This is a genomic window from Mesorhizobium sp. M7A.F.Ca.AU.001.01.1.1 (assembly GCF_004022735.1).
In the GTDB taxonomy this organism is placed as follows: Bacteria; Pseudomonadota; Alphaproteobacteria; order Rhizobiales; family Rhizobiaceae; genus Mesorhizobium; species Mesorhizobium ciceri.
In genome coordinates this window covers 22668-33429 of sequence record NZ_RZPF01000004.1, presented here as the reverse complement: position 1 = coordinate 33429, position 10762 = coordinate 22668, and the positions used below count along the sequence as shown (strand labels likewise).

The window sequence follows — 10762 nt, the reverse complement described above, 5'->3', positions numbered from 1 at the left end:
CCGCCGTTCATCAGGCGGACGACGAACTGGCCTCGAAGTCGGCCTGGAACCTGTGCTGCGGTTAAGGCATCCGACGTGATGATCGCGGTCGACAACTAGGTCGGCGAATTGGAAACGACCGCCACTCCAGCAAATCTGCATTAGATCAAAATTGCACGCTGGCTTACAGGCTGTGCGCAGCAGAGCCAATTCTCTTGCGATGCCGCCCCGCCTACGACAGGATCGCCGCAACTGGAGGTTAGCCTATGACGCCAGACCCCTTGCGGCCCGACCACCCGCCACTCGACACTCCAGTTGCCGTTCGTCGTATGCAAGGCGCGCACCTCGGGAAGACCGCGCAGTTTGCGGTTCACCTGTGTCGTCGATTTGCCGACGAGCTCAATCATCATGACGGCATGGACTGCGTTGTCGTCGTAGTCCTCCCGCACGCGGACCGTGAAGCCCGTGAGGGTTCCCGTTGCCAGAAGCCGGTCGAGCCTGTTCTGGATCGTGCCTCTCGCGACGCCGACGGCTTCGGCAAGTTTTGCCAGCGAGGCGCGTCCGTCTACCCTCAGATGGGCGATGATTGCCCGGTCGAGCGCATCGGGGGCATATTTTGCGATGTCGCTGCCGATCATCGAATATTGACCGATTTGACAATTTCATTGGGCATATTTGCTATCCTTGCGCAATTTGCAGGGCGATGTTGAGATTTTGATCAGTATGGCTTGGCCGTACGCTGGCTGCAAACGTCCAGATAGCCCGCAGGAGACCGAGCATGCCGAGCCCCCTTCCGTCCGCAAAGGCCATGGTGCCCTTCGTCAGCGTCGACAACATGATGCGCCTCATCCACACATCGGGATCGAGACGATGCTGTTCGAGCTGACCGACGCCATTGAGAGGGATTTTCGCCGCTGGGAGGTCTTCGACAAGACACCGCGCGTGGCAAGCCATTCCCATGACGGGGTGATCGATATTTGGTGGGAACCTATTTGACGGCGACTCCGAACAGGTCAACCCGACGGGCCCAGACCAGCGGTCGACATGGCTTCCCCCGTCGCAACCTTTTCCAGGAATGTCGCCGACGGTACGAAGAACAAATTGCCGGTGACTGCACGGCTGAAGTCCAGCAACCGATCGTAGTTGCCTGGCGGGCGGCCAATGAACATGTTCTCGAGCATCTGCTCGATTCTGCGCGGCGAACGGGCGTAGCCGATGAAATAAGTGCCGAACTCGCCCTTGCCCACGTCGCCGAATGGCATGTTGTCGCGGACGATCTCCAACTGCTCTCCGTTCTCGATGATTGTGGTCAGCGCATTGTGGGCGGAGGTCGGCTTTACGGCATCGTCCAGCTCGACATCGGTGAGTTTTTTCCTGCCAACAATTCCCTCTTGCTCCTCGATTGGGAGCCCGTTCCATGCTTTCAGATCATGCAGGTACTTTTGCACTATCACATAGCTGCCTCCGGCAAATATGGGGTCCTCCTCGCCGATGATTGCGGCCTTGACCGCGCGCTCAGCCACCGGGTTTTCCGTGCCGTCGACGAAGCCGATCAGGTCGCGGTCATCGAAATAGTTGAAGCCGTGCACCTCATCTGCTGTGGAGACTGCGCCATCGAGCCGCGACATGATCTGCGTCGCCAGTTCGAAACAAAGATCCATGCGCGGCGCACGAATGTGAAAGAGGATGTCGCCTGGCGTCGAGACGGCGTGATGCAGGCCTTGTATCTCGCGAAATGGATGCAGGTCCTTCGGTCTGGAGGCTCCAAACAAACGGTCCCAGGCATTTGAACCAAACGCCATGACACACGACAGCCGGCCGTCCAGGTCGCGGGACCCGACTGCGCGCACGAGGGTGGAAAGATCGGCACATAAGGCCCGCACCGTCGCCTCGTGTTTTGGTCCAGAATTTATCGTCACCACGAGAAATATCGCGGCCCGCGTCAGCTGCGCGACGACTGGTTGCGAAACAGCGGATGGCAAGGTCGAATCCACAATAGGTCCCTTTATCTTGTTCGTAACGCCACTGGTCGACCGGCACAGGCGGCGGAAGGGCGGAGTTGCAAGCACCGACGCGAGATGACCCCAGCATCATCTCCGCCTCAGTTGGTCAGGATTTTGCCCGATCAGTATTCGCCGACGTCGATGACTGCCTGGGCGACAGCCCGTGGGGCTTCCTGCGGCAAGTTGTGGCCAATTCCGCCGGTGATGATCCGATGCGCGTATCCGCCTGAAAATTTCTTGGCGTAGGAACTGCTGTCGGGGTGGGGTGCGCCATTGGCATCCCCCTCAAGGGTGATGGTGGGCACCGTGATCACCGGGCTTTCGGCCAGCCGTTTTTCCAGGCCGTCATATTCCGGCTCGCCTCGGACCAGGCCGAGCCTCCAACGGTAATTGTGGATGACGATGCTGACGTGATCCGGGTTGTCGAGACACGCAGCGCTGCGATCGAACGTGGCGTCGTCAAAGTCCCACTTCGGCGAGGCGATCCGCCAGATAAGGTTTGCGAAATCGCGCCGGTACTGTTGATACCCGGCCCGGCCGCGTTCCGTCGCGAAATAGTACTGATACCACCATTGGAGCTCGGCCTTCGGCGGCAGCGGCATTCTGTTTGCCGCGAGACTGCCGATCAGATAACCGCTGACCGAAACGAGCGCATTGCAGCGCTCCGGCCAGAGCGCCGCGATGATGCAGGCTGTGCGTGCGCCCCAGTCATACCCGGCGACGATCGCGTCGCCGATCTTCAGCGCATCCATCAATTTGATGACATCGACAGCCAGCACGGACTGCTGGCCGTTGCGGACCGTCTGACTGGAGAGAAAGTGCGTCGTGCCATGACCGCGCGAGTACGGAACGATCACGCGATAGCCCGCCATCGCCAACAAGGGAGCGACATCGACAAAGCTGTGGATGTCGTAAGGCCAGCCGTGAAGGAGGATAACGACGGGACCGTTGGATGGACCAGCTTCAGCGTAGCCAACGTTCAGCAAGCCGGCGTCGATTTGCCTGAGCGCAGCGAACGAGGCAGCCGTCGATCGTTCTGTCGTTGCTCCGCCCAGCTCTGAAACGCATTGTGCTTTAGCAGTGCGAACTGTCGTGAACTGGGTAGCAACCAGACCCATTGCGGCAACGCCGACAAAGGCCCTGCGATAGCGATCAATTTCTCCCGGCGGTCTTGTATTTTCCATTCTTGCAACCTCGTTCGCGGCACCATCGGATGCCACCTGTTTTTGACACAGCACTGGCATCACCTTCATTCATCAGCTTGGCGTTCCCGGCCTGCATGCCTTGGCAGCCTCTTTGGACAGTCGAGGCGTCGGTGGCTCCACCGACTGAAATTCAGAAATACATTGAGCTGGAATGACGCGATTGCCGGGCAGTGTAGAAAGTTGCGTTTGAACACGCGGGAAGGTCACGCTTTGTGCCGCCTCGCTTTGCATCCTTAGAAATTCGGGGCGTAACCCGTCGCCGCGCTTGGCAGCGATCAGGTGGAGTATCTGCAGCAACGGAAGCATGGACAAACTCCTTCGTAATGTGTCGTGGCTCAAGGGTGACACGACACGCGGCCGGTCTCGCACTTAGACAAGGCCCTCACGAGTCATTGCGACGCGAACGGCCGGACGGGCCGCAATTCGGGCGCGCAGCGCTTCCAAAGGAGCCGGAACAGGGACTTGGAAGCGGGCTGCCCAAAGCAGCATCACGAAAAGGTAGAAGTCCGCGACGCTGGGTTCCTCGCCGAACAGATAATCAGTCTTGAGACCGTTCGCGAAGAGATCAAGTTGCGACGTAATCGTGCTGCGCGCCTTGGCCTTTTCAGCATCGCTGCCATGGTGCCACATGGGTTTGAAGCTTCGGTGTATTTCAGTTGAGACATAGGTCAGCGCTTCGAGAACGCGGGTACGGCCCAGTGGCCCTTCCACGCCCAGTGCCGGGTATTGCGCCGCAATCCAATCGAGGACGGCGATATTCTCTGTCAGAACTTCCCCGTTATCCAGCACGAGGGCTGGCACATACCCCTTGCGCGTGACCGTGGTGAAATCATCGCCCGAGCCCGTTCGTTTGGTTTTGAGATTGACCGTTTCGCGCTCGAAGGCGGCACCGGCCTCCTCCAGCGCGATGTGGTCGGCCAGGCTGCAGGCGAGCGGGCTATAATAGAGTTTCACGGCTTTTCCCTTGTCTGAATCGGGACGCAGTTCGCAAATTGGTCGGGCGGAAGCCCGCCTTGCGCCGCGCACCGATTATCGCTGCGCGCGGCGTCCATGAGGTTCCAGAAATTCTCACTTGCCGGAAAGGAAGGCTACGACACCGACAGGTAGGCGTGCCTATGCCGAGGTATGATCAAGCTAAGCAATCGTTCTGCGATTGCCGCGTCCGAGGCCGAAATCCTGCTCAAGCGGGGAAAGACAACAGCAAGGCTTCAGAACCACCACACCTGGCGTCCTCGACAGGCCGGTAGTCCTTCGCTCAGGAACCATAAACGAAAGTATTGGACGCACGTGCCCTTGGCACGATGGCCCACATCCCGCCACGGCCGGCATAGTTCAACGCGAAATGAGCAAACGCGAAAGGCGAGAGGCCGCAGCCGGGTTTCCCGACTGCACGCCGACGCACTGAAGCAGCTTTCCCAATCAGAGGAGTCGTCATCATCATGACCGAGCTTTCCCCAACTGAAACAGGCACCACCGCATTGCCCGCCGAGGCACTGGCCACGGTCGAAGTCGACGTCTCCTCGCTGATGCCGGGAATGTCGCTGGTCGTGCAATGGCGCGGCAAACCCGTCGTCGTTCGCAACCGCACCGAGAAGGAAATTGAGGACGGCAAAGCTGTAAGCTTGGCCGAGCTCAAGGACCCGATCGCCCGTAACGCCAATCTGCCGGCCGATGCGCCGGCAATCGACACCAACCGCACGGCGCCGGGCAAGGAAGCCTGGATCGTGATGGTCCAGGTCTGCACGCATAGCGGCTGCATCCCCGTTGGTCAGCAAGGCGAGTTCGGGGGCTGGCTCTGCCCGTGCCACGGCTCGCAATACGATACTGCCGGCCGCATCCGCAAAGGCCCAGCGCCCGAGAACATGGCGATACCCGTGTTCCAGTTCATTGCCGACACCAGAATCCGTATCAGCTGAGAGGGGGGCGTTTCGATGAGCGACAAACATTCGACCTATACGCCCAAGACCGGTATCGAACGCTGGTTCGACGCCCGCCTGCCCCTTCCGAGGTTGGTGCACGATAGCTTCATCGTCTATCCCGTCCCGCGCAATTTGAACTACGCCTACACGTTCGGCGGCATTCTCACGGTCATGCTGGCTTCGCAGATCCTCACCGGGATCGTGCTGGCCATGCATTACGCTCCGGATACCGGGCTGGCCTTCAATTCAGTCGAGAAGATCATGCGGGACGTGAATTCGGGATGGCTGCTGCGCTCTCTCCATGCGAACGGCGCCTCCTTCTTCTTCATTGCCGCCTATATCCATATCTGCCGCGGGCTCTACTACGGCTCTTACAAGGCGCCGCGTGAGCTGCTGTGGGTGCTCGGTTGCACCAACCTCTTGCTGATGATGGGGATCGCCTTCATGGGCTATGTGCTGCCTTGGGGACAGATGTCGTTCTGGGGAGCCACCGTCATTACCAACTTTTTCACGGCCATCCCATTGGTCGGTGGCTGGTTCCAGCAGCTTCTGCTCGGCGGGTTCGCGGTCGGCAATGCGACGCTGAACCGCTTCTTTGCGCTGCATTACCTTTTGCCATTTGTGCTTGCAGGTGTGGTGACGTTGCATGTCTGGGCGCTTCACGTCGTCGGGCAGAACAATCCAGCCGGCATTGCTGTGAAATCAAAAACCGATGTCGTGGACTTCACACCCTATGCCACCGTCAAGGACGCGTTCGGCATCGTCGTGTTCCTGTTCTTCTTCGCCTATTTCGTCTTCTACCTGCCGAACTATCTCGGCCATCCTGACAACAACACAATCGCCAATCCGCTCAAGACGCCTGCTCACATCGTGCCGGAATGGTACTTCCTGCCCTTCTATGCGATCCTGCGCGCCATCACCTTCAATGTCGGCCCGATCGATTCAAAACTTGGTGGTGTGCTCGCCATGTTCGGCTCGATCGTGGTGCTTTTCGTCGTGCCCTGGCTCGACAGGTCCAAGGTTCGCTCGGCCGTTTACAGGCCCTGGTACAGAGTGTTCTTTTGGCTCTTCGTCACCAACGGCCTGTTTCTCGGCTGGCTTGGTTCGCGGCCGGCCGAAGGGAACTACGTCGTCATGTCTCAGTTGGCGACGCTTTACTACTTCGCCTTCTTCCTGATCGCACTGCCGGTGCTGGGCTTGATCGAGAAGCCACGGCGGCTGCCCAACTCGATCACCGAAGCGGTGCTCGAGAAGAACAAGGGGGTCGGCGGCAAAGGCGCGAGCGCGGCGGCCGGAGACCAGACGTTGATGAGAAGAGGCGATGATCGTGTCTCGCCAGCCGGCCTCGAAAGTCGCCGATAGCAACACGTTTTGGGTCGAGCCGTTGCGTCTAGGTGACGAGACAACTTCATGTCGCGCGCTAGGAACCACGCTGCTAGCTGAAAAACAGGGATTGCGATCATGGTCGATCTGGGTCCGGCGATGAATTTGTGGAACTCACCGCTAATCTACATCGTGTCGCTCGGCCTCGCCGGAATTGTCGTTTGGAACCTCGTTCCGGCACGCTTCGCCAATGCGAGGCTGATCGTCCAACTGGTCTTTTTCCTTGCAATGTCGATCATGGTTCTTGAACTGCGGGTCGTCCCGTACGAGCCCGCACGAGGCGATGAGACAACCAGCGGAGCGATCCTCATCGGATTGGTCAAGCTGCTGTGGTGGGTACATCTTGCTTGGGCGCTAATCGGGTTTGTCCGCATCTATGTCGTGTTCGAGCGAAAGCCGCACGAGGCACGCCTCCTGCAGGATGTCGTGGTCGGCGTCGTTTACACGGGAATGCTCCTTTCGATCCTCGCATTCGTCTTTGCCGTGCCGGTCGGAACGCTCATCGCCACGTCGGGCGTCTTTGCCGTCATGCTGGGTCTGGCGCTCCAGAATACGCTTGGTGATGTATTTTCGGGAATCGCGCTTAACCTCGGCCGCCCTTATGTGCTTGGAAACTGGATCATTCTGAACGACGGAACCGAGGGCCGCGTCGTCGAGACCAATTGGCGCTCGACCCAACTCCTCACCCCGGCCCACAACGTCATCGCACTTCCGAACAGCCTTGTCGCCAAAATCGGGGTAACAAACCTTAGCGGCCCAGACGAGAGCCATGGACTTGCCGTGACGGTAAAGATGTCTCTGACGAAGACGCCGGCTATCATCGTAGACACGATGCGCATGGTCCTGCTGAGCTGCACCTCGATCCTCCAGGACCCCTCGCCCGTGGTAGCCATCACAAGCCTGGATGCGGCGGCAATCGAGATCGAGCTGTCATTTCGCGTCGCCAGCCTTGATCAGCGGATTGCAGCTCGGAACGAAATTTTCGATCTCGTCTATCGCCACTCAAGGTCGGTTGGGGTGCTGCTGGCAGCGCCACTTTCAGCTTCGATTGCCGTGACCTCCCCGCCAATCGACGGGACGGCGACCTACCAAGGCTTCGCCGCGATCGACTTGATCAAGGCCATACCGATCTTCTCGGCCCTAACGGATGCCGAGCAGGAGGCGCTTGCCGCGGCGATCTCGGTTCGCAGCTACCGCAAGGGCGACGTCATTGCAGAACAAGGAGAGATGCTGCCATCCCTCATGATTGTTCGGAAGGGCGTGATCGTTCGGCAACATGGCCAAGGCAATGCTAGCATGCAGGAGGTTGGTCGGCTTGCGCCTGGCGACTTCTTCGGCGAGACCGGCCTGCTCGCCGGTATTGGCGAGACGTCGACATTGCGGGCAATGACCCACGTCGAGGTCTACGAGATAGACCAGGAGAGCTTCGCGCCGCTGCTGCTCGACAGGCCCGAGATGGCCGAAGATCTTGCGGCAACCCTGTCGAGGGGGACTTCGGCTTACGGCGAAACCGGCATCCCCGGCGGCCAGCAGCACGAGAGCTCCAAATTCGCGCTCCTGAAAGCCATTCAGGCTGTCTTCCACACCGCCCCATCGGAGCACGTTCGAGCACGTGGTCGACCAGGCATTCGAAAGGACAGAGATTCATGACCATCCGCCAAAGCGACATCGTCGGCATCGATCCACTCAGGCAGCCTGCTATGCGTGATTTTGCCGACGGTTTGAAGGTACGGCGCGTATTGCCCTCCTCGAACCGCCTGATGATCGGCCCCTTCATCCTGTTCGACCATTTCGGCCCCGCGGTATTCGACGAGGGTCGTGGTTTCGACATGGACCCGCATCCGCATATCGGGATCGCGGCCGTGACCTATCTGTTCGACGGGGAGATCATCCATCGCGACAATCTCGGTGAAGTGCAGGCCATCCGCCCCGGCGAAGTCAATTGGACGACGGCCGGGTCGGGCATCGTCCATTCCGAACGCACGTCGCCAGAAGCCCGAGCGCGCGGAAGCAATCTCTTCGGCGTTCAGGCGTGGGTGGCGCTCCCCTCCCGGCACGAAGAAGTTGCTCCCCACTTTGCACATTATGGCGCTCCCGAAATCCCACGGATCTGTGCCGACGGGGTCGAGTTCACTTTGATCGCAGGGACGTCCGACGGGTTGGTCTCTCCGGCAAGGACGTACTCCGACCTGGTCTGCGCCGAAATCGTGCTCACGGGCAGTGCGCGATATCAGGTGAAACCCGGATATCGCGAGCGTGCGATCTATGTTGTCGCCGGCGAGATTGAAGTCATGGGCCAACTTGGCACGTTCGGTGAAGGCGAATTGATCATGCTGGCGCCTGGCGCTGAGATCGTGCTCGGGGCGCCTGCCTTCCATGCCGCGCGGCTGATGCTGATCGGCGGCGAACCTCTTTCCGAACCACGCTATGTCCATTGGAACTTCGTCTCCTCCTCAGTCGAACGGATTGAGCAGGCAAAGGCGGACTGGCGTGAAGGCCGCTTCCCGGGCGTACCAGGGGAAAACGGGTTGATGCCTCTGCCGCAGGAAGAAACAAAGTGGTGACGGTTTCGGCGGCGGCCACATCCGCGGGTCGCCGGGCGGCGTCATGACACCGAGTAGAGTTTGCGCATCGTGCCCTCGTCGATTTGACCATCGAACCAGACGTCGAAGATGGTCTCGAGCAGGAACTCGTCGTTACTTGCTTCGGAAAACAGCGTGAGGGACGCGTGCAATTTCATTGTATCCTCATCACCGAAGACCGCGCGAGCACTTAGATCGGAAAGTCGTTGCAGTGTGCCGACGCATTCCCGATAACGACCGCCCAGTATCGGCGATTGGAGGTAAGCGCCTGCCTCGTCGAGTGATGTGATCGCGTACGGATCGGCTCCAGTGTCGCTTCGCCCGGTAACCAACGTCGGGAAGACCAACTCCATGTATGGAGTACACATCATGCCTCGACGCAGCATAGCCAGCGCGTCGCCGTACACCGGATCCTGAGCGGTGACGAACCTCTGCAAATTATATTGGTCGTACATCTCGACTCAGACCTTTTTTGCAAACAGCTGTATTCGTGCCTGATCACCCTGCAACGACATCGGTGTATTCCGGATGCCTGGCGACGAAGCCGCTCATGAAGGGACACTTCAAGACAGCTTTGCGGCCGGTTTTGCGGAGCAATTCGAAGGTGCCTTGCGCCAACCGCGACGCGATCCCCTGTCCGGAAAATTCCGAAGGCACTTCGGTATGTATCAGCGCAACCTTGCCGTCTTGGAGCGTATAGTAGGCCACTGCGAAGGCATGACCGGTGATCGGGAGCTCGAACCGATGCTGCCGAATGTTCTCTGTGACCTTTGCATCCATCTCTATCTCTCGATGTGCGTTGCGTGAGGCTGGACGTAGTTTGCCCGATCGCTATCACATCGCGGGCAAACGTAGCCTGACGGTGGTGCCTGTCCCGGGCGCGCTCTGAATGTCGATGCTTCCGCCTGACTCTTCGGCAAAGCGCTTCACCATCGGCAGGCCGACGCCGCCGAGGCCCTCCGTTTTTGTGGTGAAGAAGGGATCGAATGCGAAGGCAATCGTCTCGGCGGTCATCCCCACACCGTTGTCGGCGGTGGTGATATCCACCTGAGCGGCTGAGGTGCCATCAAAGACCACTGCGGTATCTATCGAGATCAGGCCCCCATTGGGGGATGCATCGCGCGCGTTGAATACCAGGTTCAGAATCGCGTTCTGCAAACCCAGGCGGTTGCACCTCACTGACGGCAAGTCCGGCCTCACTCGAACCTCGAGACGAATCTTGGGGTCCCACGCGCTTCGAATGAGGGTCTCGATTTCAGCCAGGCAGGCGCCGACATTGGCATATTCGCTTTCTCTGCGGCTCTCTCGGGCGGAACTGATACTCTGGCGGACAAGCGCGCCAGCTCGTTCCAACGCCGTTCTGGCGCCCGAAATTGCAAGCCCAAGCGTTGGAGCCGCTGAGACGCTCGGGTCACGGGCCAGGTGATTCAACGCCGACGACGCGACCTGGATGAGATTGCCAAGGTCATGAACGATGCCGGCGGTCGCCATCTGGATGGGCAGGCCATCTCGGGGAATCTCGGGCGCGATGTCGAAGACATCCACTTTCACTTCCGGACGAGACATTATAACCCTCATGTTTGCTAAGGCAGAATTCAGTTGCTTGAATATAGTACAATAGAGGACGGGAGTGGTCGATTAGATCGAATAAGAAGCCGAACCATACTGCAGTATATGTCCCGCGATCTGCG

At 59.3% G+C, this 10762-nt stretch carries 13 protein-coding genes and 1 pseudogene; 5 read left to right on the top strand and 9 right to left on the bottom strand.

The window, feature by feature from the left end; genetic code table 11:
* Positions 1-140 precede the first annotated feature (140 nt).
* Positions 141-617 (bottom strand): Lrp/AsnC family transcriptional regulator, encoded by a 477-nt coding sequence (locus tag EN884_RS00770; protein WP_082826771.1) that lies wholly within the window; start codon positions 615-617, stop codon positions 141-143.
* A gap of 40 nt (positions 618-657) precedes the next feature.
* Positions 658-816, bottom strand: a complete 159-nt coding sequence (locus EN884_RS38460) for a hypothetical protein (protein ID WP_164752021.1) — start codon at positions 814-816, stop codon at positions 658-660.
* On the opposite strand from EN884_RS38460, the pseudogene EN884_RS00765 reads away from it, so the two are divergent.
* Positions 758-957, top strand: a pseudogene (locus tag EN884_RS00765) (ornithine cyclodeaminase); the annotation flags it as partial. The gene EN884_RS38460 and the pseudogene EN884_RS00765 overlap by 59 nt on opposite strands.
* Positions 958-992: 35 nt before the next feature.
* Here the strand turns inward: EN884_RS00765 and EN884_RS00760 are convergent.
* The 4 genes from EN884_RS00760 to EN884_RS00745 form a co-directional block, all read right to left on the bottom strand.
* The gene (locus EN884_RS00760) at positions 993-1973 is read right to left on the bottom strand and encodes a Dyp-type peroxidase (RefSeq protein ID WP_206516555.1); all 981 of its coding nucleotides are present in this window, start codon (positions 1971-1973) and stop codon (positions 993-995) included.
* 131 nt (positions 1974-2104) lie between these two features.
* On the bottom strand, positions 2105-3166 hold the full coding sequence (locus EN884_RS00755) for an alpha/beta hydrolase (protein WP_063170877.1): 1062 nt from the start codon (positions 3164-3166) through the stop codon (positions 2105-2107).
* A gap of 72 nt (positions 3167-3238) precedes the next feature.
* Positions 3239-3493, bottom strand: coding sequence for a hypothetical protein (locus EN884_RS00750; protein WP_127224467.1), 255 nt, complete (start codon positions 3491-3493; stop codon positions 3239-3241).
* Between the two features lie 63 nt (positions 3494-3556).
* Positions 3557-4141 carry a glutathione binding-like protein gene (locus EN884_RS00745; protein ID WP_063170639.1) on the bottom strand — a complete coding sequence of 195 codons (585 nt, stop codon included), beginning with the start codon at positions 4139-4141 and terminating at the stop codon, positions 3557-3559.
* Between the two features lie 485 nt (positions 4142-4626).
* On the opposite strand from EN884_RS00745, the gene petA reads away from it, so the two are divergent.
* The 4 genes from petA to EN884_RS00725 all read left to right on the top strand — a co-directional run bounded on the left by petA (position 4627) and on the right by EN884_RS00725 (position 9053).
* Positions 4627-5103: a ubiquinol-cytochrome c reductase iron-sulfur subunit gene (gene petA, locus EN884_RS00740; protein ID WP_063170640.1), complete on the top strand. Its 477-nt coding sequence runs from the start codon at positions 4627-4629 to the stop codon at positions 5101-5103.
* A gap of 15 nt (positions 5104-5118) precedes the next feature.
* Positions 5119-6468, top strand: coding sequence for a cytochrome b N-terminal domain-containing protein (locus tag EN884_RS00735; RefSeq protein WP_063170641.1), 1350 nt, complete (start codon positions 5119-5121; stop codon positions 6466-6468).
* 153 nt (positions 6469-6621) lie between these two features.
* The gene (locus EN884_RS00730) at positions 6622-8139 is read left to right on the top strand and encodes a mechanosensitive ion channel family protein (RefSeq protein WP_245491891.1); all 1518 of its coding nucleotides are present in this window, start codon (positions 6622-6624) and stop codon (positions 8137-8139) included.
* The gene (locus EN884_RS00725; RefSeq protein ID WP_063170643.1) at positions 8136-9053 is read left to right on the top strand and encodes a pirin family protein; all 918 of its coding nucleotides are present in this window, start codon (positions 8136-8138) and stop codon (positions 9051-9053) included. The genes EN884_RS00730 and EN884_RS00725 overlap by 4 nt, the downstream gene beginning before the upstream one ends.
* A 41-nt stretch (positions 9054-9094) precedes the next feature.
* On the opposite strand, the gene EN884_RS00720 is transcribed toward EN884_RS00725, so the two are convergent.
* The 3 genes from EN884_RS00720 to EN884_RS00710 are packed head-to-tail and all read right to left on the bottom strand — an operon-like array spanning position 9095 to position 10616.
* On the bottom strand, positions 9095-9526 hold the full coding sequence (locus EN884_RS00720) for a DUF1810 family protein (protein WP_063170644.1): 432 nt from the start codon (positions 9524-9526) through the stop codon (positions 9095-9097).
* Positions 9527-9569: 43 nt separating this feature from the next.
* Positions 9570-9851 carry a GNAT family N-acetyltransferase gene (locus EN884_RS00715; RefSeq protein WP_013896607.1) on the bottom strand — a complete coding sequence of 94 codons (282 nt, stop codon included), beginning with the start codon at positions 9849-9851 and terminating at the stop codon, positions 9570-9572.
* 54 nt (positions 9852-9905) lie between these two features.
* Positions 9906-10616: an ATP-binding protein gene (locus EN884_RS00710; protein WP_245478699.1), complete on the bottom strand. Its 711-nt coding sequence runs from the start codon at positions 10614-10616 to the stop codon at positions 9906-9908.
* Between the last annotated feature and the right edge of the window lie 146 nt (positions 10617-10762).

Excerpts from the sequence above, each read along its gene's own strand:
- EN884_RS00720 (WP_063170644.1), bottom strand. The coding sequence starts at position 9,526 with ATGTACGACCAATATAATTTGCAGAGGTTCGTCACCGCTCAGGATCCG.
- petA (WP_063170640.1), top strand. The coding sequence starts at position 4,627 with ATGACCGAGCTTTCCCCAACTGAAACAGGCACCACCGCATTGCCCGCC.
- EN884_RS38460 (WP_164752021.1), bottom strand. The coding sequence starts at position 816 with ATGTTGTCGACGCTGACGAAGGGCACCATGGCCTTTGCGGACGGAAGG.
- EN884_RS00725 (WP_063170643.1), top strand. The coding sequence starts at position 8,136 with ATGACCATCCGCCAAAGCGACATCGTCGGCATCGATCCACTCAGGCAG.
- EN884_RS00715 (WP_013896607.1), bottom strand. The coding sequence starts at position 9,851 with ATGGATGCAAAGGTCACAGAGAACATTCGGCAGCATCGGTTCGAGCTC.
- EN884_RS00755 (WP_063170877.1), bottom strand. The coding sequence starts at position 3,166 with ATGGAAAATACAAGACCGCCGGGAGAAATTGATCGCTATCGCAGGGCC.
- EN884_RS00750 (WP_127224467.1), bottom strand. The coding sequence starts at position 3,493 with ATGCTTCCGTTGCTGCAGATACTCCACCTGATCGCTGCCAAGCGCGGC.
- EN884_RS00735 (WP_063170641.1), top strand. The coding sequence starts at position 5,119 with ATGAGCGACAAACATTCGACCTATACGCCCAAGACCGGTATCGAACGC.
- EN884_RS00770 (WP_082826771.1), bottom strand. The coding sequence starts at position 617 with ATGATCGGCAGCGACATCGCAAAATATGCCCCCGATGCGCTCGACCGG.